Source organism: Methylotenera sp. E1MeOHC1 (assembly GCF_058745595.1).
The window spans coordinates 157,734-178,652 of the sequence record NZ_CP196025.1 but is presented as its reverse complement, the minus strand read 5'-3'; the positions used below and the strand labels follow the sequence as shown (position 1 = coordinate 178,652).

Sequence of the window (20,919 nt, the reverse complement as noted above, 5' to 3'; positions counted from 1 at the left end):
AGTACATAACAGGAGAACGAAAATGGCATATTCAGACAAAGTATTAGATCACTACGAGAACCCGCGTAATGTTGGTTCTTTAGATAAAAATGACCCGCAAGTGGGTACTGGCATGGTGGGTGCACCAGCTTGTGGCGACGTGATGAAACTGATGATCAAAGTGAATGACAGCGGCATTATTGAAGATGCTAAGTTCAAAACTTATGGTTGCGGCTCTGCGATTGCCTCTAGCTCATTAGTAACTGAATGGCTAAAAGGCAGAACCATTGAAGAAGCATATGCAATTAAGAACTCTGAAATTGCAGAAGAACTTGCATTGCCGCCAGTGAAAATTCACTGCTCAGTGTTGGCTGAAGATGCAATTAAAGCTGCAGTGGCGGATATTAAAGCTAAGCAAGCTGCAAAAGAGGCCGCTTAAGCTCGCATACACGATAGGCTAATCCAGAACATCAATCTGATTATTGTTCTGGCACAGCTGGATTAAGCGTAGGTAAGCGTTACTGCTCATGCCGAGTCCAAAAGTATGCTAAGAAATTAGCGTTGCTTTGTAGTATAAAATAGCAGTCTAAAAGGATTAAACAAAGAACTATGGCAATTACACTCACAGAAACCGCGGCCAGCCGCGTTGAAAAATTTCTTGCGAATCGCGGTAAAGGCGTAGGTCTGCGCTTGGGCGTTAAAACCACGGGCTGTTCAGGCATGGCTTATACCCTAGAGTTTGTGGATGACATGCAGCCAGAGGATGTTGCGTTTGAAAGCCATGGCGTTAAAGTGATTATTGATCCAAAAAGCTTGGTTTACCTTGATGGCACTGAGTTGGACTTCACCAAAGAAGGCCTGAATGAAGGCTTTAAATTTAACAACCCTAACGTTAAAGATGAGTGCGGTTGCGGTGAAAGCTTCACTGTTTAATTTTGATGCCCATGCAGAGCACTCCACCGAATCATTTTGAACTATTCTCTATTGCAGAACAGTTTAATCTCGACACAAGCACGCTAGAAAACAATTATCGCAAAATTCAGTCTGCGGCCCATCCGGATCGATTCATCACTGCACCGGCTGCAGAAAGACTTTCTGCCATGCACTTGGCAACCACTGCCAATGAAGCATATTCCGTATTAAAAAACCCAGCCAAGCGCGCCAAGTACATGTTGGAGCAACATGGCATTGACGCGGTTGCCGATACCAACACCGCCATGCCGATGGATTTTTTAATACAGCAGATGGAGTGGCGTGAACGCATCGAAGATGCCAAAATGGCACGCGACATCCCCGAGCTAGATAATATTGCTGACGAACTAGCCACCGAAGCCAAAGCATTGACCGGTGACTTGTGTGAGTTATTCGATATTAAGCAAGACCTAGCCACGGCAACAGAAATCACCCGCAAACTGATTTTTATCGATAAAGTTTGCGCAGACATAGACCAAGTCATTGAACAGTTAGATCATTAGCGTAGCAATTAACAGATAAGCAACTCGTAAACTTATGGCATTACTCCAAATTTCAGAACCAGGCATGAGTGCCGCACCGCATCAGCACAGACTTGCTGTAGGCATAGACTTAGGCACCACCAATTCATTGATTGCAACTGTACGCAGCGGTATGAGTACCGTATTACAAGATGATTTTGGCCATGCGTTATTACCCTCTGTGGTACGTTACATGCCTAATGGCGATATCGTAGTTGGCCATGAGGCGCAAGCGCACCAAAGTGAAGACCCGGTCAACACGGTTATTTCGGTCAAACGCTTTATGGGCCGCAATTTAAACGACATCACCAACAAGGCACATATCCCATATCGCTTTGTTGAAGGCACAGATGCAGCCACAACACGCAGTTTGCAGCTACAAACCCGTGCCGGCCTTAAAACACCGGTTGAAATTTCAGCCGAAATTCTTAAAACACTGAAAGCCCGTGCTGAGAAATCGCTAGGGGGTGAGTTGGTGGGTGCGGTCATTACAGTACCCGCCTACTTTGATGACGCTCAACGCCAAGCAACAAAAGATGCAGCACGCTTGGCCGGCTTAAATGTATTACGTTTACTCAATGAACCTACGGCTGCCGCAGTAGCTTATGGTTTAGACAACGCAGCAGAAGGCACTTTTGTCATTTACGATTTAGGTGGCGGCACATTTGATGTATCTATCCTGCGCCTATCAAAAGGGGTATTTGAGGTACTCGCCACCAATGGTGACGCAGCACTGGGCGGTGACGACTTTGACCACCGCATCTATTGCTGGGTGCTGGATCAAGTACGTGCAGCCAACGAAAACTTCGCCCCGCTGACTGAAGAAGACACCAGACTACTGCTCACCAAAGCACGTCAGGCAAAAGAATGGCTCACTGACAATTTTGAAGCACAAATTGTCTGTAAATTAGCTAATGGCATGTTGGTCGACGTTACCTTAACAGCACCTCAGCTTGTCGAAGTTACCGAACATTTAGTCAGCAAAACCTTATCGCCAACACGTAAAGCTATGCGTGATGCCAAATTAAGCATTGAAGATATTAACGGTGTGGTGCTAGTAGGTGGCGCTACCCGCATGCCTCACATTCGGCATGCAGTACAAGAATACTTTCAACAAGAGCCGCTCACCAATTTAGATCCAGACAAAGTAGTTGCACTAGGCGCTGCGATTCAAGCCAATATCTTGGCTGGCAATAAGAGTGATGACGACCTATTGTTACTGGACGTCACCCCACTATCGCTGGGCCTAGAAACCATGGGCGGTCTGGTAGAAAAAGTCATCCATCGCAACAGCACATTACCAATTGCGCGCGCACAGGAGTTCACCACCTATAAAGATGGGCAAACTGCCATGAGCGTACACGTAGTACAAGGTGAACGCGACTTAGTGAGCGACTGCCGCTCCCTCGCCCGCTTTGAGCTACGCGGCATCCCGCCAATGGCTGCTGGTGCGGCCAGAATCCGCGTGACGTTCACGGTAGATGCTGATGGTTTATTATCAGTATCAGCGCGCGAACAAAGCACAGGCATTGAAGCACACATCGCAGTGAAGCCATCTTATGGCCTGACTGAGGATGAAATCACCAACATGTTGAAAGCTTCTTTCAACAGTGCAGAAGATGATAAAAAAGCACGCATGCTGGCAGAAGCAAGGGTAGATGCCGGCGCCATTATCGGCTCTATCAGCGCAGCGTTAGCCGCAGATAGCAATCTGATCAGCACAGATGAAGTAAAGGCTATTGAAGCCGAAATTCATAAACTGCAGCAACTGGCCGCGGCGGACGATGCAACCGCAATCCACAAAGCAGTAGATGCACTCAACCACGCAACTGAAGCCTTTGCCGCAGTGCGTATGGATGCGAGCGTGAGTCGTGCATTAGCTGGTAAACATTTAGAAAACCTAGATTTATAACTTTGAAAACAATGTCGTGCTAACAAAACCATTAAGTTTATGCGCAACTAATACAAGTAAACGCATGAACTTAAAGCTAAAGTTAGCGCTACAGTATTATTGAGAAACCAATATGCCACAAATTATTATCCTGCCTCACGTAGAACTTTGCCCAGATGGCGCAGCCATAGAAGCGCAAACCGGTGAGTCTATTTGCGATGTCTTGTTAAATAACGATATTGATATTGACCACGCCTGCGACAAAGCCTGTGCATGCACAACATGCCATGTGATTGTACGTGAAGGGTTTAAATCACTAAGTGACTCTACCGAGCAAGAGGATGATTTACTGGATAAAGCTTGGGGTTTAGAGCCAAATTCCAGACTCTCATGCCAAGCTGTAGTGGGCACAGAAGATTTGGTGGTAGAGATTCCAAAATATAGTATTAACATGGCAAAAGAAGGCCATCGCTAGAAAAAATACGGATGCTGTACGCTAAAAATAGCCAAACTAGCTAACGCAGCATTACTACATTGGGGTTCAGTGTACATTGATACCCCACTTACAAAAAAGCCACCTCAATGAAGGTGGCTTTTTTTATTAATGCTTGACCAATGTCATGATTAACCTAGGGATTAACGTGAGCATTAACCAACGTAAGTATCTTCTAAGAAACTCACTTTACCGGTGGTCAGGTCATAAATAGACCCAACAATCGCAATTTGGCGCGCTTCAATCATATCGTTAACGATATCACTTTGGCGGATAATGGTCTCAATCTGGTGTTTAACATTCAACGCATTGATTTTCTCAACAAAGTCCGGATTTTTTGAAGTTCGGTCTTCTTTATTTAACACCGTTTTTTCATGGCGAATCGATGGCTTAATAAAGTTGATAATTTCACCGATATGCCCATCTTTAAAGTCATCACATGCTGCTTTCACTGCGCCACAGCTACTATGACCCATTACCACAATCAGCTTGCTACCTAAATATTTAGAGCTGAACTCTAAACTGCCGATCGCTTTATCTGAAGCAATATTACCGGCCAAGCGCACACTGAAAATATCGCCAAGCGCTTGATCAAACAACAGCTCAACTGGTGCACGCGAATCACTACAGCTCAGAAATGATGCAAAAGGATGTTGCTTGTCTTTAGTAATATTCAGCAGGCTTTGAAAGTCTTTATCGTGTGAATAGTTATTCATAAAACGAAGATTACCTTCCACTAAAATATCTAAAGCCTCTCTGGGTGACATTTGATCGCGGTTAAGTAATGGATGTTTATACATGCTTATTTCCTATTTTAATAATAATGAGCAAACTTCTAATTCTGTTGATTAATATTTAGGTTGAATAAATTTAATCGTTTCCACTTCAATATTCTTTAATTTTGCGTGAAGCGGGTAATCACGGATATATTCTACAACATCGTATGCAATTGATTTGCAATTAGAACAATCGATAATCACCTTTGCATTACCAGGAATCACTTCCAGCACTTTCAAGATACTCGCTTTATTAAAGAATGAGATCTCTTCAGCCAGCACAATATGATGCACCTCACGGCCGTCCTCCGTTGTTGTGGTTTCTTTCATATAGTGCGAATTACGGTAACTATGGTGCAAGGTATAAAACACACCCACCACCAAACCAATCGCAATGCCCGTTAATAAATCCGTTAGTAAAATAGCCACAACCGTTGCAATAAATGGTGCAAATTGCTCCCAGCCTAATTTATACATATGTGCAAACAGCGATGGCTTTGCTAACTTATAACCCACCATAATCAAGATGGCTGCCAAGCTGGCTAAAGGTATCATATTTAACAGACCAGCAATGGTAACAGCGCTCAATAATAACCAAATACCGTGCAAAATCGCTGACAATTTAGTTTTAGCACCAAAAGTGATATTAGCAGAGCTGCGTACAATCACCTGTGTAATCGGTAAGCCGCCAATCAATCCGGACAGCACGTTACCAATACCTTGCGCTTTAAGCTCCTGATTGGTGGGGGTAACACGTTTTAGCGGGTCTAGCTTATCGGTGGCCTCCACGCATAATAGTGTTTCCAAACTTGCCACAATCGCCATCACTAGAGCAACTTTATAAATTTCAATATTCGTGATTTGTGAAAAGTCAGGCGTTGTAAACTGTCCTACCAAGTCGCCCACACTATGCGCTACTGGCAGATGTACAATCTGATTATCTGCTAGAGAGAAATTTAGAATGCCGTTTTGAAATAGCCAGTTAAACAGAATACCAACCAGCACCACTACAATCGGCCCTTGTAGCAACTCAAATATGCGGTGCTTCTTTGTTAACAAAGTATCCCATAATACCAATATCAGCATAGACACTGCTGCAATCAATAGCGCACCTGGCGTTAACAAGGCCCACGCATCAGCTAGGGCAGAGAACGTATTACTACCATCTGCCTGCACAAAAGATTCGCTACCTTGGTAATCAAAATCATAACCCAGTGCATGCGGTATTTGCTTTAGTACAATCAACAAGCCAATGCCGGTTAACATACCCTTGATGACTGACGAAGGGACAAAGTACGCAATAAACCCCGCTTTAAAATAACCTAACAAAAACTGAATCACCCCAGCCATCACAACGGCCAATAAAAATGCCTGAAATGAACCCAAGGTACCGATTGCAGTGAGCACAATAACCGCCAAACCAGCGGCTGGGCCACTCACACCCAGCTGAGAGCCGCTAAACATCCCCACCACAATGCCGCCCACGATACCGGCAATTACGCCAGAAAATAATGGCGCGCCTGAGGCAAGTGCAATACCTAAACACAAAGGTAGCGCTACAAAAAACACCACGATGCTTGCAGGCAAATCATTTTTAACTTCACTAAACCATGTAGCTATTTTCATTATTACTATCTCTACAATATTATTTCTGAGCCAAGGATGGAAGCCATGTCACCGACTGGGGACATGGCCTTAATTTAGTTAACGTTATCTAACCTTACTTTCCATGTAAGGTCTGGATCCTAAAAATTTAGTTTTAAGTACGTCATGCTTATCTGACTTATTCTCTTCTACCAACTCTGCCTTAGTATCTGTGGCTGGCTCTGCTTTTTCTTTTTCCACGTCCTGCTTTTCACTGGCAGACGCACTTAGCGCAAACATCAAACCTAGCAACCATGCTGACAATACTTTCATTCTTTTCTCCTAATCTATCTTTCTAAGTGTTGTATCTGAAACTAGCCTACGTTGATTCATTAACAACGAGAGCCATTGTATAGAGAGAGATTGCAACAAAAGTCTACCGATATAGGTATATCAGTATATACTGAACGGCATATATAACTTCCACATATAGACACCATGGAAAGCGCTAGAGAGTTTCGATTAAATAATCGCGAATCGCAGGCAAAAGAAGCCCAAGTAAGGCTATTTAATGGCTTGGGTGCCGCATTGTTTGAAGATGGCTGGAAAACAGATTCACCACAATATTTTTTAGATTTAATTGCGGCGTACATTGCGGCAGAACATGGCATGATCGCAACAGAATCAGCAGGAAAGCTCAATATTGTTGCAACTAAAGGACAGACCTTACCGCAAGGCACGCGTGTGCCTATGTTGGGTATTTTTGCCACGCTATTAAAATACCCAGTTAAATTTAAAGCCCATCAGTATCAGGGCAGCATGTTCTGGACCTACACACCTAGCGATATTGATCAAGAGTACCTTATCCCAATTGCAATCGGCCAACAGTCTGTCGGCCTCATCGCACTGTCTGGTCAGAACCTGCAACTCTCCCCGCATGAACTTATCACGCTGCAATCAATCAGTGGCATTCTAGGCTTAGCATTGAAACAAGCATCGACCATGAGTACTGAAGATAAAGATTTAACCGTGATTGAGCGACTCACCCCCAGAGAGCGTGAAGTATTCGCCTTACTGCCATCAGGCTTGAGCAATAGAGAATTAGCTGCAAAACTGGGAATCTCAGCCGGAACCGTTAAAATTCATGTAGAAAGAGTTTTAAGCAAACTCAATTTACGCGATAGAACCCAAGCCGCGGTTAAGGCTTACGAACTTGGTTATAGAGCCTAGCAAAATAAATTAGCACGATGAATATTCAGATGAAACTAAACGCATACATACAGCAGTTACGGGCACCGTCATCTATTTGGCAAGATCTGCCATTGCGGATTAAAGGCCCGATTGTGATTGCATTGCCACTCACCATTTTACTGTTATCCCTACTCTCACTTTATTTGCATGAAAAACAAGCCGCCATACTAGAAAACAAATTAAGAGTCGCCCTGCAAAACCAGCGTGATATTCAAGCGGTACATACGCAGCTGGTGGAGGCCTCTACGGGAGTACGTGATTATTTACTCACTGGAGAAAAGTCTTTTCTCGCCATTTATTTTCAAGCCAATAAAAAACTGGCCTCCACCCTTAGTAAACTGGAAGCCGAGCTGGAAGATGAAGAACAAATCACAAGGCTCAGCCACATCAAACCGTTGGTGAATCAAAATCTGGCAGACCTGGCAAAACTAGCCAGCAGCAACCTAGAGATTGACAGCACTGCACTGGTAAAACAATTTAGCGTGCAGGGTAAAACCTTAAACAATCTACGCACGTTAATAGAAGAAATGAGCACGCGTGAGGCAAAGCTTGTTGCAGATGACCAAAAGCAAGTGAACTATGAGCGGCAGCGCAATATCAACCTGACCATTCTTTCCGCACTGGCAGGTATTTTGGGTACACTAGCCAGTGCATGGGTATTTTCCAGAACCATCGTCAAACGCGTGCAATTAATCCGGGACAGTGCCGCACACTTAGCCAGAGGTGAAGCGCTCGCACTCCCCTCCATCAGCCAAGATGAACTTGGCCAATTGGCACATGAGCTAGATCAAGCCGCCCAACTGCTGACCAACAGCATGTATGAAGCAAACTTGGCAAAGCTACAGGCACAGGAAGCCAACGCAGAAAAAAGCATATTCTTATCAAGAACTAGTCACGAGCTAAGAACACCGCTAAATGCAATTTTAGGCTTTGCACACCTGCTGGAAACAGACTTAACCGACATTAAGCAAAAGGAAAGTCTGTCTATGATTTCTGCCGCCGGCAAACATCTGCTTAAACTGATTGACCAAGTATTAGATATTGCCAGAATTGAATCTGGAGATATGCAGATTGATATTCAGGCATGTGATATCTCAGCTCTACTAGATGAAGCAACGCACTTTATGCATCCGCTGGCCAGGGCGCGGGACATTCAGATTAAAACCTACTACCCGCCGGACCTCACTATTGCCACAGATAGGCAAAGACTACTGCAAATTGTGCTTAACTTAATTTCTAACGCGCTGAAATACGGCCCAGCCCATGCAAAAGTGTATGTGCAGGCTTACAAAAAAGATGACAAAGTCATCATCGAGGTAGCAGATGAAGGTAAAGGCATTCCAAAATCCATGCATCACCGTGTGTTCACCCCGTTTGAACGCTTGGGTGCAGAAAATACTAAGGTAGAGGGCGTAGGCCTAGGCTTGGCACTCAGTAACCAAATGATGGCAGCACTTGGTGGTGAAATTCATATCGCGAGCGATAAGAGCCTATTCCAGCTCACCCTGCCCTACAAGCAGCTTGCAGAAACGCCGGAACCTGCGATTGATGCACCGTCTACCTTAAATAGCATCTCATTGCGGCATCAGGCAAAAATTCTATATGTAGAAGACAACCCTAGTAACCGGGCGCTTATCGAGGCAATTATTGCCAGAAACGCTAACTTTCACTTGTATGCCGTCAGCACCATACAAGAGGCTAGAAGTTTCTTGGTAAAATCCACACCAGATATTGCCTTAATTGATTTGAACCTGCCGGACGGCTCTGGTGTGAATCTAGTCGAGCATATTCAAAACAACGCCAACCATGCACATATCCCTATCCTGATTCTATCGGCAGATGCAACGCCCGCAAGTATTGGCAGACTAAAGCGTATGGGGGTATATGAGTACTTTACTAAACCATTAGATATTGCGGCATTTAACCAAACGCTCAATAAACTACTCAACTCGATCGAAAAGAAATGAACGAAAAGCTAATCCTTAACGCAAAGATTCTCATCATTGATGACTCTGATGCTAATTTACGCCTGCTCGAAGAGCTACTAGCAAGGGAGGGGTTCAGCCAGGTGCTCAGTACCACAGACCCAACACGCGCGATGGATTTATTTAACGCACTGCAGCCCGATATTATTCTGCTAGACCTTATGATGCCAGAGCTAGACGGCTACGCCGTGCTAGAGCAGCTATCCAAGCGAATCACGCCGGATGAATACCTCCCCGTGCTGGTACTCACCGCAGACAGCACGATTACCGCCAGAAGAAAAGCACTATCGTTAGGTGCCAAAGACTTTCTCACCAAGCCGTTTGATTCTATTGAAGCCATGCTCAGGGTATGGAACTTACTAGAAACCCGCATGCTGTTTCGCGCGTTAAAAACACACAACCCGTTATTTGAAATGCCTAGCCACACTATAAGAGAGTGAGTTATTACTCATAAAAAAAACCCGCTACTGGAGCGGGTTTGATGTCACTAACTTAGTTAGTTCTAATTAGAATTTATAAGTTAAATCTAATTGATATAAGTCATAGCTTTTCAGATTGTAACCAAGATCACCGGCTACGCCTGCGGTAGATATCTTGTCATTTTTATTTGTAGCATGACCAGCTGCAAAATTGATGAACACATTTTCTTGTAAGTTATATTGTGTCTTAAGTACAACGCCCTTCATGTTAACTTTTGAATCCATAAAGTCTGAATCAACAGCATTAGGATCAACAGCATAGACACCTACATCTTGATACCAAAGTTTAGCAGACCAATCACCTTTAGCAACTTTTGGACCGGCTTTATAATTGATACCAACACCTAGCAACCAAGCGCTATCATCGTTAGAATCTAACTTAGCCTTATTTGCTGCACCTGCAATACCTTCAACTGCTGCATCACGGCGATCATTACCATCTAGGTTTTTAACATAATCACCAAATAACGAGTAACTTAATGGACCTGATGTACTAAAATTCAACTCGGCTGGAACTTCAATTGTTCTTAAATTATTTGTACCAACGACATTAGTACCTAGTGTAGTAGCAGAACCAATCGCAGGTACAAACTTACCAGCACGATCATTATTAGAGTATGTTGTGTAAGTTAATGCAGCCTTACCTTTAACACCATCTGCCAATGGAACTTCTGCACCAGCTTGGAAAGCCATAATCCAGTTTGATATTGAATCAGCTGTAGTTGCTGTACCTCCGTACTTTCTAGTATCACCGAGGTATTGTGACTGAACACCTGTTAAGAAAAACTTATTATCACCGACTTTGAAATTAGCTTTTTCCACTAAACCTTCAAAAGTTAAATCTGAATCCCATACCATTTGCGTGGTGTAAAGTGGATTTGCCACACGACCAGCTTCGAGAGCCAACCAATCAGTCGCTTTGTAGCCAACCATTGCTCGTTTGATATAAGCAGCTTCTTTAGTATTAGATCCATTAGAACCACCTGATGCCGAACCAAATGTTGCATTATCTGAGCGACCATGTTGCCCCATTGCCAACGCTAGATCAGTATAAAAGTTACCTGACTCTGTTTTCACACCCAATGTTAACTTGTAACGATCACGTGTTCTGTCTTGCTCTTTACCTGCGACATCTTCACCGTTTCTTTGCTCAACACGAACGCGAATATCACCATAAAGCTCAGCATTATCGATCGCATCAGAAACTTTCAGTTTAGAAGCTTTTTTCATCGATTTAGCTTGACTTGCTGATTCCATCTCGCGACCTTTAGTCAGCAATGCGCCTTCTTCTTCAGTTAATACGCCCTTTGCAACCAACGCATTAACAATATCCATAGTAGAATCTGCAGATGCCTGTTGTGCAACACCTAACATTAATGCACCTGTGATACTCGCAGCTACCAAGCTACGTAATTTATAGTTCATTTACATTCCCTCTATTAATTTAATAATTATTTACTGCGTTTTTTGACAGAGGCGATTTTGCGGTAGCTGTATTACAGTTTCATGACAGATCAAACTTTATAAAAACTATTTCTCTCCAGTTGTATTTTTACAACAAAAAAGCCGTCGCTAGCGACGGCTTTTTTAAAACAAGTAATGCTGATTAGTGCTTAAGCTTCTGGACGCATATGCGGGAACAAAATCACATCACGGATACTTGGACTATCGGTAATCATCATCACCAAACGGTCAATACCAATACCACAACCACCTGTCGGCGGCATGCCGTACTCTAGCGCACGGATAAAGTCAGCATCGTAGTACATCGCTTCAGCATCGCCCGCTTCTTTTGCTTTCATTTGCGCATGGAAACGTGCTGCCTGATCTTCAGCATCGTTTAACTCGCTAAAGCCGTTAGCAATCTCACGGCCTGTCACAAACAATTCAAAACGCTCAGTAATTTCAGGGTTAGCATCTGATGCGCGTGCTAGCGGTGAAACTTCTACCGGATAATCAATAATGTAGGTAGGCTCCCACAATTGGCTTTCTGCAGTTTCTTCAAACAAGGCCAATTGCAATGCGCCTAAGCCTGCATGATCAAATGGTTTGGTGCCAAATTTAAGAATTTCTGCACGCAAGAAGTTGCTATCGTTCAGTTGCTCTAACGTATATTGCGGTGCATATTTTTGGATTGCGCCAACAATCGTCAAGCGTTGGAATGGCTTGCTTAAATCCAACTCACGACCTTGATATTGCAACACGGCTGAGCCTGTCGCCGCAATCGCAGCAGTACGGATACAGCGCTCGGTAAAGTCCATCAGCCATAGATAATCGGTATAAGCTGCATAAAACTCCATCATGGTAAATTCTGGATTATGGCGTACGCTCAAGCCCTCGTTACGGAAGTTACGGTTAACCTCAAACACACGCTCAAAACCACCCACAACTAAACGCTTCAAATACAACTCAGGGGCAATACGCATATACATTTGCATATCTAACGCATTGTGATGCGTAATAAACGGCTTAGCCGATGCACCACCTGGAATAGGATGCAGCATTGGCGTTTCTACTTCTAAAAACTGATTTTCCAGCATAAAACTGCGAATCGCTGACACCACTTTACTGCGTGCAATAAAGGTTGCACGGGTTTCTTCCGACACCATCAAATCCACATAACGCTGACGATACTTAACTTCTTGGTCTTGTAAACCATGAAACTTCTCTGGCAACGGACGTAATGATTTAGTCAACAATCGCAACTCAGACACTTTTACTGATAGCTCGCCAGTTTTCGTCTTAAACAATACGCCTTTAGCCGCAATAATATCGCCCAAGTCCCAGTGCTTAAACGCCTCGTAAACAGCCTCACTGTTTTCGTCAGTGAAGTTATCTTTAGAAATAAACAATTGGATACGGCCAGTGCTATCTTGCACTGTGGCAAAACTAGCTTTACCCATCACACGTTTTAACATCATGCGGCCAGCAATGCTCACATGCACGGCACGAGGTTGCAGTATTTCATTATCAAAGCCGCCAAACTCAGCATGCAGTGCTACAGCATGATGCTCTGGCTTGAAGTCATTCGGGAAAGCAGCTGAGCCAGTTTGCTTGGCATTTTCACGAATCGCATTTAATTTTTCGCGGCGCTCTGCAATCACATGATTTTCATCCACTGCAATCACTTCATTATTTTGTTCATTATTTTGCACGTTACTCACACTACACTCCCTGCTTCAAACTTTCGGTAATAAATGGGTCAAGGTCGCCATCCAGCACGCCTTGCGTATTGCCAATTTCCACGCCAGTACGTAAATCTTTAATACGTGACTGGTCTAGCACATAAGACCTGATTTGATGCCCCCAACCAATATCGGTTTTAGCATCTTCAAGTGCTTGTTTTTCTTGATTGCGCTTATTCAGCTCTAAATTATAAAGTGCACCCTTCAGCATGTTCATCGCCTCTTCTCGATTGCGATGTTGCGAGCGGTCGTTCTGACACTGCACCACAGTGTTAGTCGGAATATGCGTAATACGTACCGCAGAATCTGTCTTATTAATGTGCTGACCACCCGCACCACTGGCACGATACGTATCTACACGTAAATCGGCAGGGTTGATATCAATTTGAATCGAATCATCCACCTCAGGGAATATCTGCACACTGGCAAAACTGGTATGTCGCTTGGCATTAGAATCGAATGGCGACTTACGCACTAAACGGTGCACGCCATTCTCGGTGCGTAAAGTACCGTAAGCGTAATCGCCAGACACTTTAATCGATGCGCCCTTAATGCCAGCAACATCACCTTCAGACTCTTCCAACACTTCAACTTTAAAGCCTTTGCGCTCGCAATAGCGTAAGTACATACGCAATAGCATATTAGCCCAGTCTTGTGCCTCGGTACCACCACTGCCTGATTGAAACTCGATAAAACAGTTCGCGGAGTCTAGCTCGCCAGAGAACATACGTCTGAACTCCATCTCGGCGATTTCTTTTTCTAGCGCCAAAGAATCATGCTCAACACTTAGTAAAGTATCGTCGTCATTCTCTTCCCGCGCCATCTCAAACAACTCTTGCGCATCTTTCAGCCCGCCTTGCACTTGGGTGAGTGTGTTCACCACTAGCTCAAGGGCGCGCTTTTCTTTACCTAATGCTTGGCTTTTAGCATTGTCATCCCAAATCTTGGGGTCTTCCAGTAAGCCATTAACCTCTTCTAAACGCTGGCTCTTAGACTCAAAGTCAAAGATACCCCCGAAGAGCAAGGTTACGCTCGCCTAAATCGCCTAAACGATTAGCAATAATATTGAGTTGTTCTGCTTCCATAATACTTACGTGTTGCTAAAAAACGCCATTATACAGCAAAGGCTTAACACGCCATATTGCAGGATTTAAGTAGCGCCTACTAACAACAAAGTGCACCAATTGATAGGTACATCAATACAGCTGGCAATGTTTGATAGCCTGCTGGACACAATGTCAAATGAGGATACCTGACTCACCACTTGCCAAGACTTTTTAGCCAGAATGCATACATTAAACAGTTTATTAAAGACGCCAACCTCACTCATTACTTAATTTTCGGCATTGAAAAAAGTTCCATTAAATACATATAAATACTCGCAGATTTCGGCCCAGACGGTTAAACTTGCGATATTCAAGAATTTTTAATCTAAAAGTAACAAAACAGTAATAAATAAGGGAGTTAAAAAACTATGGCAAATGCTGCACTTGGTCGATTAATGGCTGCAATTTCACCTCGTAATGACAATTACTTCGTACTTTTCAACAACCTGGCAGACTGTGCTGTCAAAGGTTCAAAAGTACTCGCCATGATGGCCGCAGTAAGAGATAGCGAAAAATTCGATGAGCATTTTGCTGAAATTAGAAAAATCGAATCTGAAGCAGATGAATATACAAAAGAAATTTTACTCTCCCTACATAAAACATTTATTACCCCATTTGACCGTCGTGAAATTCGTGAACTGGCGATGGCATTAGACGACATCATCGACTACATGGAAGCCATTCCACAAAGTGCAAAAATATACGGTCACACCGCGTTTACACCAGAAATGGTAGCGCTAGGTCAAATTCTGCTACGCGCATCAGAGAAAGTACGTGAAGCGGTAAGTATGTTATCTGACATGAAAAACTCTGGCCGAATTTTGCAAACCTGCGAAGAAATCAGCAGTATCGAAGGCGAAGCTGATCACGTGATGCGCTCAGGCATGCATCGCTTATTTGCTGAAGAAGAAGATGCCCGTACCTTAATCCGCTCAAAAGAACTCTACGATTTATTTGAAGAAGCAGTTGATAGCTGTGAAGACGTTGCAGATGTAATCCATGGCGTTGTACTTGAGCGCATTTAAGGGGTAAACAATGGATCACGCAATTCTCATCATGGCGTTTCTCGTGGTGGTTGCCCTCATATTTGACTTTATGAACGGCTTCCATGACGCAGCCAACTCTATTGCACTCATGGTTTCAACGCGCTTACTCACACCGCAGGCAGCGGTCGTATGGGCAGCATTCTTCAATTTCAGCGCATTTCTGTTCTTCGGCTTACATGTGGCTGACACCGTAGGCAAAGGCATTATCGATCCTAACATCGTGAACAATGCGGTGATATTTGGCGCACTGATTGGTGCAATTGCATGGAACATCATCACATGGTGGTTTGGCATTCCGTCATCATCATCTCACGCATTAATTGGTGGTTTGCTCGGTGCTGGCGTTGCGCATGCCGGTACTCAAGGCATTATTATCGGTAGCAAATTAATCACTACCGGTGTTGCGATTGTCTTGTCGCCTTTATTTGGGATGCTACTGGCGATGCTATTTTCTGTCATCGTGCTATGGCTATTTCAAAAATCCTCACCTTACAAAACAGAGAACCGCTTTAACAAGATGCAATTTATTTCATCTTCTCTATTTAGCTTAGGTCACGGTGCTAACGATGCGCAAAAAACCATGGGTATTATCACCGTGCTGCTATTTGCAAACGGTTATCTGCATGGTGATTTCCATGTGCCGTTTTGGGTAGTCATTTCATGCCAATTAGCAATGGGCTTAGGTACATTGATGGGTGGATGGCGCATTGTGCGGACCATGGGTATGGGCATTACTAAAGTACGCCCAACCGGCGCATTCTGTGCCCAAACCTCTGGCTCTATCGCATTGTTTTTAGCTACATCACTTGGTATTCCAGTTTCAACCACCCATACCATCACAGGTGCGATTGTGGGCGTAGGCGTATCACGTCGTGCTTCTGCAGTGCGCTGGGGCTTAGCCTCAAGAATCGTATGGGCATGGGTGCTTACGATTCCATGTGCGGGCTTAATGGCAGCAATTGGCTACCACTTAGGTCGTAGCTTTATGTAACAAGCGCCTGAATATCAGGCAATCGTAAAAAAGGGCTCAGTTTGAGCCCTTTTTTATTTGGCTAATTTTACTAATTTAATTTTTGTCATTATATTGTCACATTAGCTTCATATGATACGTACAGTTCAACAACTGACTACTCTAAGGAGCAACAAATGCAATACCAGTTTACTAAATATTCAACAATAGCTAGTTTGGTTACATCATTATTTGCATTACCAAATTTTGCTGTAGCTGCTGATAAAATCATTAAGATTGACGGCTCTAGCACGGTATACCCAATTACTGAAGCGGTTGCTGAAGAATTCCAAAAATCAACAAAAACCAAAGTAACCGTAGGTATTTCAGGTACAGGCGGCGGCTTTAAGAAATTCTGCCGCGGTGAAACCGATGTGCAAAATGCTTCACGCCCTATTCTGCAAAAAGAAATTGATGCGTGTAAAGAAGCTGGTGTACAGTTTATTGAGTTACCAGTGGCTTATGATGCGTTAACTGTGGTAATTAACCCAGCTAACGATTTTGCTAAGAAAATGACCACTGCAGAACTTAAAAAATTATGGGAACCTGCAGCGCAAGGTAAAGTAAAAACTTGGAATCAAGTAAACCCAGCATGGCCAAACACGCCAGTTAAACTATTTGGCCCAGGTGCTGACTCAGGTACTTTTGACTATTTTACAGAAGCAATTGTTGGTAAAGCAAAATCAAGCCGTGGTGACTTTACTGCATCAGAAGATGATAACGTCTTAGTTAAAGGCGTTGTAGGTGACAAAGGTGGTCTTGCTTACTTCGGTTATGCTTACTATGAAGAGAATCAAGACAAGTTAACAGCGGTTTCAATTGTTGATAAACCAGGTAAACCAGGCGTATTGCCTTCAAAAGCAACGATTGAAGATGGTACTTATCAACCATTGGCTCGCCCTATTTTCATCTACGTTAATGCAACAGCAGCTGCGTTCAAGCCAGAAGTTAAAGCATTTGTTAACTATTACCTTGAAAATAGCAAACCGTTGATTGAAGAAGTAAAATACGTTGCGTTACCTGCAAAAGAGCAAAAAGCAGTGATTACTCACTGGAAAGCACTTAAACCAGGTACTGGCTTTGGTGGTAAACCTGAAGTTGGTGTAAAAATTGAAGAATTGCTAACGCGTATTAAGTAGTATGTTTAACTGACACTTGTTTGAAAGCACAATAATGACTGCTTTTCTTACAAGTGTCTTTTACCAACCATGACAACAAGCTGGTATATATAACGTGAATACGGCAACTCAAGTGTTAAATAAATCATTAACCCCTCAAATTAGCGCTCGCTTATCAAAGAACTTCACCCGCCACTTAAAAGAGCGAGTGATTGAGTTTATTTTGATGCTGGCGGCATTGTCTGCGGTATTAACAACCGCGGCCATTATTGGCATTTTGTTGTATGAGTCTTACGGTTTTTTTGAGTATGTATCTTTGTCCGACTTTTTAACCGACACGGTCTGGACCCCATTATTTGAAAACCCACGTTATGGCATATTGCCTTTAGTTTCTGGCACATTAACTGTGACAGGTGTGGCATTAGTGATTGCTGTGCCGATTGGTACGATTAGCGCCATTTATCTGTCTGAGTTTGCAACGCACAGGGTGCGTGAAACAGTAAAACCAGTGCTAGAGTTACTCGCTGGTGTACCAACCATTGTGTTTGGTTTTTTTGCGTTACTGTTTATTACTCCACTATTACAAAAAATCATGCCAGAGTTGCCAACCTTTAACATGCTGAGCTCGGGCATTGTGATTGGCATTATGATTATTCCTTACATTGCATCGCTCTCAGAAGATGCGATGCGCGCAGTACCGATGAGCATGCGCGAAGGCTCTTATGCAATGGGTGCAACACGCTTTCAAACAGCGATTAGAGTGGTAACGCCAGCTGCCATTTCAGGCATTGTGGCCGCTTATATTTTAGGTATATCGCGTGCTATTGGTGAAACTATGGTGGTAGCCATTGCAGCAGGTCAGCAACCTAACCTGACATTTAACCCAATGGATGCAGCGGCCACCATTACCGCTTACATTGTGCAAGTTGCAATGGGTGATTTACCGCATGGCAGCATAGGTTATCAAAGTATCTTTGCTGCAGGCTTGGTGCTGATGTTGATGACACTAACGCTCAACATTATCGGCCACATCACACGCAAGAAATATAGCGAGAGATACTAAAATGAACAATCCATCCACAAATCATATCAATAAAAATTTAGACGAAGTGCGTGCCATGATTCATCGGCACAAGCTCAATGACTATATATTCTCCATCATTGGCTTGCTGTGTCTAATGGTTGGCCTGATTACGTTACTAACCCTGTTTATTGACTTAATCATTCAAGGTTATCCTAAGTTATTATCTTTAAGCTTTTACACAGACTTTCCATCACGCCGTGCTGCTAGTGCTGGTTTGCTGTCAGCACTGGTGGGGTCATCTCTCGTGATGTTAGTCACGTTCTTATCAGCAGTACCAGTAGGCGTAATGGCTGCCATCTATTTAGAAGAGTACGCACCTAAAAACTGGTTTTCGGATCTTATCGAGATTAACGTTTCTAACTTAGCGGCTGTACCTTCTATTATTTACGGCTTGCTGGCACTGGGCTTATTTGTGTACATTTTAGATCTAGGTCAAAGCATAGTCACCGCAGGCCTGACGCTAGGCTTACTGATATTGCCAGTTGTGATTGTTGCAACACGTGAATCAATCCGCAGCATCCCAATTGCGATTCGCGAGGCGGCTTACGCAGTGGGCGCAACCAAATGGCAAGTGGTGTATGACCATGTGATCAAATACTCTTTCGGTGGCATTTTGACTGGCGTCATTATCGGCATGGCGCGTGCCATTGGTGAAACTGCACCAATCATTACTATTGGCGCATTAACCTTCATCGCATTCTTACCGCCATCGCCAGTGACAACCAGTGCACCATTCCTTAACTTTGAATGGCTATCATCTGGCTTCACGGTATTGCCGATTCAAATGTTTAGCTGGTTATCTCGCCCAAGCGAAGCATTCCATGTGAACGCGGCAGCGGCTGGTGTCATCATCATTTTAGTAACCCTAATCATGAACGGCTTTGCCATCAGAATGCGTTACAAAATGCGTAAAAACATTAAATGGTAATTCACGGCTTATCTCTATATATCTATCAACAGGAATCTAAATTCTCATGATGACGACAACTACACCAGTAAAAGCTGAAGCACGCAATCTCAGTTTTTTTTATAACGGTGGTCACAACGCGGTTAAAAATGTTTCAATGCCTTTGTATGAAAATAAAATCACGGCACTGATTGGACCTTCTGGTTGCGGTAAATCTACATTTTTACGCTGCTTTAATCGTATGCATGATTTGTACCCCGGCAATAAATACGACGGTCAAATTATCATGCATCCGGATGACACAAACATTTTAGAAAAAAATGTAGACCCGATTGAAGTGCGTATGCGTATTAGCATGGTGTTTCAGAAGCCAAATCCATTTCCAAAATCGATTTACGAAAACGTAGCTTACGGTTTACGTGTACGTGGCGAAAAGAACCGTCGCGTTGTGGATGACAAGGTAGAAGAAGCGTTAAAAGGCGCTGCGCTTTGGAATGAGGTAAAGGACCGTCTGCAAGACTTGGCTTTTAACTTATCTGGTGGTCAGCAACAACGTTTATGTATTGCGCGCGCCTTGGCAACCGACCCTGAAATCATGCTGTTTGACGAACCGACGTCAGCGCTTGACCCAATTGCCACAGCAAATATTGAAGAACTGATGAGTGAGTTACGTAATAAGCTAACGATTCTAGTAGTGACTCACAACATGCAACAAGCAGCCCGGGTTTCTGACTACACAGCGTATATGTACTTAGGTGAGCTAATTGAACATGGCGAGACTGATCGCATTTTCACCCGCCCTTCACGTAAAGAAACTGAAGACTACATTACAGGCAAGTTCGGCTAATATTTAATCTCAGCTGTTAGCTTGTCCACCCAAACAATAAAAGCCAACATCGTTGGCTTTTATTGTTTGGGTGGCGTCAAATGTTAAAGCAATGAACATGCTCTCAGGCTGATACATTACCTATAATTCGATAGTTATCCGATTTCACCTTTTAAAACTTAGCGCATTAATTAGGTAGTGTATGAAAATTCGTCTTGCGACCGATGAAGACCGCCCCGCCATTTGGGCAATTATTGAACCCATTATCAGGGCAGGTGAAACCTATGCTTTAGATTCAACAATGGGTCGAGGCGATGCGCTAGACTACTGGCTAGGAGCTGACAAAACCACCTTCATCGCAGAAAATGATGGCGAGATTCTAGGTACTTATTACATACGTACCAATCAATCGGGCGGTGGTAGCCACGTTTGCAATTGCGGCTATATGACCTCAGCGCACGCGACTGGCAGAGGAGTGGCACGCACCATGTGCCAACACTCGATTGAGTATGCACAGTCAGCAGGCTATCTTGCGATGCAATTCAATTTTGTAGTTAGCACCAATCATCGCGCAGTGGGGTTGTGGCAATCTCAAGGTTTTGAAATCGTGGGAAAACTACCAAAAGCGTTTAACCACCCTTCTGCAGGTTATGTTGATGCATTGGTAATGTTCAGAACACTAGACAATATATCAACATAGCAAGTCA

The 20,919-nt window shown here is 43.6% G+C and carries 21 protein-coding genes; 15 read left to right on the top strand and 6 right to left on the bottom strand.

The window, feature by feature from the left end; genetic code table 11:
* Positions 1–22: 22 nt before the first annotated feature.
* The 5 genes from iscU to fdx all read left to right on the top strand — a co-directional run bounded on the left by iscU (position 23) and on the right by fdx (position 3,838).
* Entirely contained in the window at positions 23–418 is a 396-nt protein-coding gene (gene iscU, locus ACSSU7_RS00775; protein ID WP_019897763.1) for a Fe-S cluster assembly scaffold IscU, read from the top strand.
* Between the two features lie 170 nt (positions 419–588).
* On the top strand, positions 589–912 hold the full coding sequence (gene iscA, locus ACSSU7_RS00770; protein WP_492516854.1) for an iron-sulfur cluster assembly protein IscA: 324 nt from the start codon (positions 589–591) through the stop codon (positions 910–912).
* A gap of 11 nt (positions 913–923) precedes the next feature.
* Positions 924–1,454 (top strand): Fe-S protein assembly co-chaperone HscB, encoded by a 531-nt coding sequence (gene hscB, locus ACSSU7_RS00765; RefSeq protein WP_492516853.1) that lies wholly within the window; start codon positions 924–926, stop codon positions 1,452–1,454.
* 34 nt (positions 1,455–1,488) lie between these two features.
* On the top strand, positions 1,489–3,384 hold the full coding sequence (gene hscA, locus ACSSU7_RS00760; RefSeq protein ID WP_492516852.1) for a Fe-S protein assembly chaperone HscA: 1,896 nt from the start codon (positions 1,489–1,491) through the stop codon (positions 3,382–3,384).
* A 112-nt stretch (positions 3,385–3,496) separates the two neighbouring features.
* Positions 3,497–3,838 carry an ISC system 2Fe-2S type ferredoxin gene (gene fdx / locus ACSSU7_RS00755; protein ID WP_135278372.1) on the top strand — a complete coding sequence of 114 codons (342 nt, stop codon included), beginning with the start codon at positions 3,497–3,499 and terminating at the stop codon, positions 3,836–3,838.
* Positions 3,839–4,011: 173 nt separating this feature from the next.
* Here the strand turns inward: fdx and ACSSU7_RS00750 are convergent, their stop codons facing one another.
* From ACSSU7_RS00750 to ACSSU7_RS00740, 3 genes are all read right to left on the bottom strand, one after another.
* The gene (locus ACSSU7_RS00750) at positions 4,012–4,656 is read right to left on the bottom strand and encodes a carbonic anhydrase (RefSeq protein WP_492516851.1); all 645 of its coding nucleotides are present in this window, start codon (positions 4,654–4,656) and stop codon (positions 4,012–4,014) included.
* 48 nt (positions 4,657–4,704) lie between these two features.
* Positions 4,705–6,258 (bottom strand): SulP family inorganic anion transporter, encoded by a 1,554-nt coding sequence (locus ACSSU7_RS00745; protein ID WP_492516850.1) that lies wholly within the window; start codon positions 6,256–6,258, stop codon positions 4,705–4,707.
* A gap of 84 nt (positions 6,259–6,342) precedes the next feature.
* Positions 6,343–6,549: a hypothetical protein gene (locus ACSSU7_RS00740; protein WP_492516849.1), complete on the bottom strand. Its 207-nt coding sequence runs from the start codon at positions 6,547–6,549 to the stop codon at positions 6,343–6,345.
* 165 nt (positions 6,550–6,714) lie between these two features.
* On the opposite strand from ACSSU7_RS00740, the gene ACSSU7_RS00735 reads away from it, so the two are divergent.
* Genes ACSSU7_RS00735 through ACSSU7_RS00725 form a run of 3 tightly spaced genes read left to right on the top strand, consistent with a single transcriptional unit; the run spans position 6,715 to position 9,892 of the window.
* Positions 6,715–7,446 carry a response regulator transcription factor gene (locus ACSSU7_RS00735; RefSeq protein ID WP_492516848.1) on the top strand — a complete coding sequence of 244 codons (732 nt, stop codon included), beginning with the start codon at positions 6,715–6,717 and terminating at the stop codon, positions 7,444–7,446.
* A 29-nt stretch (positions 7,447–7,475) separates the two neighbouring features.
* On the top strand, positions 7,476–9,434 hold the full coding sequence (locus ACSSU7_RS00730) for a hybrid sensor histidine kinase/response regulator (protein ID WP_492516847.1): 1,959 nt from the start codon (positions 7,476–7,478) through the stop codon (positions 9,432–9,434).
* Positions 9,431–9,892, top strand: a complete 462-nt coding sequence (locus ACSSU7_RS00725; protein ID WP_492516846.1) for a response regulator — start codon at positions 9,431–9,433, stop codon at positions 9,890–9,892. The genes ACSSU7_RS00730 and ACSSU7_RS00725 overlap by 4 nt, the downstream gene beginning before the upstream one ends.
* A gap of 66 nt (positions 9,893–9,958) precedes the next feature.
* Here the strand turns inward: ACSSU7_RS00725 and ACSSU7_RS00720 are convergent, their stop codons facing one another.
* The 3 genes from ACSSU7_RS00720 to prfB all read right to left on the bottom strand — a co-directional run bounded on the left by ACSSU7_RS00720 (position 9,959) and on the right by prfB (position 14,201).
* Positions 9,959–11,356, bottom strand: a complete 1,398-nt coding sequence (locus ACSSU7_RS00720) for a putative porin (protein WP_492516845.1) — start codon at positions 11,354–11,356, stop codon at positions 9,959–9,961.
* A gap of 188 nt (positions 11,357–11,544) precedes the next feature.
* Complete coding sequence (lysS, locus tag ACSSU7_RS00715; protein ID WP_492516844.1) at positions 11,545–13,095, bottom strand: lysine--tRNA ligase; 1,551 nt, start codon at positions 13,093–13,095, stop codon at positions 11,545–11,547.
* A gap of 1 nt (position 13,096) precedes the next feature.
* A protein-coding gene (gene prfB / locus ACSSU7_RS00710) for a peptide chain release factor 2 (RefSeq protein ID WP_492516843.1) occupies positions 13,097–14,201 on the bottom strand; the annotation gives its coding sequence in 2 pieces (ribosomal slippage) (positions 13,097–14,119 and positions 14,121–14,201; 1,104 coding nt in all).
* A 389-nt stretch (positions 14,202–14,590) separates the two neighbouring features.
* On the opposite strand from prfB, the gene ACSSU7_RS00705 reads away from it, so the two are divergent.
* The 7 genes from ACSSU7_RS00705 (at position 14,591) to ACSSU7_RS00675 (ending at position 20,912) form a co-directional block, all read left to right on the top strand.
* A complete protein-coding gene (locus ACSSU7_RS00705; RefSeq protein ID WP_492516842.1) occupies positions 14,591–15,247 on the top strand; it encodes a DUF47 domain-containing protein in 657 nt (218 codons plus the stop codon).
* 10 nt (positions 15,248–15,257) lie between these two features.
* The gene (locus tag ACSSU7_RS00700; protein WP_492516841.1) at positions 15,258–16,259 is read left to right on the top strand and encodes an inorganic phosphate transporter; all 1,002 of its coding nucleotides are present in this window, start codon (positions 15,258–15,260) and stop codon (positions 16,257–16,259) included.
* Positions 16,260–16,414: 155 nt separating this feature from the next.
* The gene (locus tag ACSSU7_RS00695) at positions 16,415–17,416 is read left to right on the top strand and encodes a PstS family phosphate ABC transporter substrate-binding protein (RefSeq protein WP_331019515.1); all 1,002 of its coding nucleotides are present in this window, start codon (positions 16,415–16,417) and stop codon (positions 17,414–17,416) included.
* 94 nt (positions 17,417–17,510) lie between these two features.
* Positions 17,511–18,458 carry a phosphate ABC transporter permease subunit PstC gene (pstC, locus tag ACSSU7_RS00690; protein ID WP_492516840.1) on the top strand — a complete coding sequence of 316 codons (948 nt, stop codon included), beginning with the start codon at positions 17,511–17,513 and terminating at the stop codon, positions 18,456–18,458.
* A 1-nt stretch (position 18,459) separates the two neighbouring features.
* The gene (gene pstA, locus ACSSU7_RS00685; RefSeq protein WP_492516839.1) at positions 18,460–19,407 is read left to right on the top strand and encodes a phosphate ABC transporter permease PstA; all 948 of its coding nucleotides are present in this window, start codon (positions 18,460–18,462) and stop codon (positions 19,405–19,407) included.
* Positions 19,408–19,453: 46 nt separating this feature from the next.
* Positions 19,454–20,233 carry a phosphate ABC transporter ATP-binding protein PstB gene (pstB, locus tag ACSSU7_RS00680; RefSeq protein WP_135278386.1) on the top strand — a complete coding sequence of 260 codons (780 nt, stop codon included), beginning with the start codon at positions 19,454–19,456 and terminating at the stop codon, positions 20,231–20,233.
* A 181-nt stretch (positions 20,234–20,414) separates the two neighbouring features.
* Positions 20,415–20,912, top strand: coding sequence for a GNAT family N-acetyltransferase (locus ACSSU7_RS00675; RefSeq protein WP_492516838.1), 498 nt, complete (start codon positions 20,415–20,417; stop codon positions 20,910–20,912).
* The last annotated feature ends 7 nt before the right edge of the window (positions 20,913–20,919 follow it).

Excerpts from the sequence above, each read along its gene's own strand:
- iscU (WP_019897763.1), top strand. The coding sequence starts at position 23 with ATGGCATATTCAGACAAAGTATTAGATCACTACGAGAACCCGCGTAAT.
- iscA (WP_492516854.1), top strand. The coding sequence starts at position 589 with ATGGCAATTACACTCACAGAAACCGCGGCCAGCCGCGTTGAAAAATTT.
- hscB (WP_492516853.1), top strand. The coding sequence starts at position 924 with ATGCAGAGCACTCCACCGAATCATTTTGAACTATTCTCTATTGCAGAA.
- hscA (WP_492516852.1), top strand. The coding sequence starts at position 1,489 with ATGGCATTACTCCAAATTTCAGAACCAGGCATGAGTGCCGCACCGCAT.
- fdx (WP_135278372.1), top strand. The coding sequence starts at position 3,497 with ATGCCACAAATTATTATCCTGCCTCACGTAGAACTTTGCCCAGATGGC.
- ACSSU7_RS00750 (WP_492516851.1), bottom strand. The coding sequence starts at position 4,656 with ATGTATAAACATCCATTACTTAACCGCGATCAAATGTCACCCAGAGAG.
- ACSSU7_RS00745 (WP_492516850.1), bottom strand. The coding sequence starts at position 6,258 with ATGAAAATAGCTACATGGTTTAGTGAAGTTAAAAATGATTTGCCTGCA.
- ACSSU7_RS00740 (WP_492516849.1), bottom strand. The coding sequence starts at position 6,549 with ATGAAAGTATTGTCAGCATGGTTGCTAGGTTTGATGTTTGCGCTAAGT.
- ACSSU7_RS00735 (WP_492516848.1), top strand. The coding sequence starts at position 6,715 with ATGGAAAGCGCTAGAGAGTTTCGATTAAATAATCGCGAATCGCAGGCA.
- ACSSU7_RS00730 (WP_492516847.1), top strand. The coding sequence starts at position 7,476 with ATGAAACTAAACGCATACATACAGCAGTTACGGGCACCGTCATCTATT.
- ACSSU7_RS00725 (WP_492516846.1), top strand. The coding sequence starts at position 9,431 with ATGAACGAAAAGCTAATCCTTAACGCAAAGATTCTCATCATTGATGAC.
- ACSSU7_RS00720 (WP_492516845.1), bottom strand. The coding sequence starts at position 11,356 with ATGAACTATAAATTACGTAGCTTGGTAGCTGCGAGTATCACAGGTGCA.
- ACSSU7_RS00705 (WP_492516842.1), top strand. The coding sequence starts at position 14,591 with ATGGCAAATGCTGCACTTGGTCGATTAATGGCTGCAATTTCACCTCGT.
- ACSSU7_RS00700 (WP_492516841.1), top strand. The coding sequence starts at position 15,258 with ATGGATCACGCAATTCTCATCATGGCGTTTCTCGTGGTGGTTGCCCTC.
- ACSSU7_RS00695 (WP_331019515.1), top strand. The coding sequence starts at position 16,415 with ATGCAATACCAGTTTACTAAATATTCAACAATAGCTAGTTTGGTTACA.
- pstA (WP_492516839.1), top strand. The coding sequence starts at position 18,460 with ATGAACAATCCATCCACAAATCATATCAATAAAAATTTAGACGAAGTG.
- pstB (WP_135278386.1), top strand. The coding sequence starts at position 19,454 with ATGATGACGACAACTACACCAGTAAAAGCTGAAGCACGCAATCTCAGT.
- ACSSU7_RS00675 (WP_492516838.1), top strand. The coding sequence starts at position 20,415 with ATGAAAATTCGTCTTGCGACCGATGAAGACCGCCCCGCCATTTGGGCA.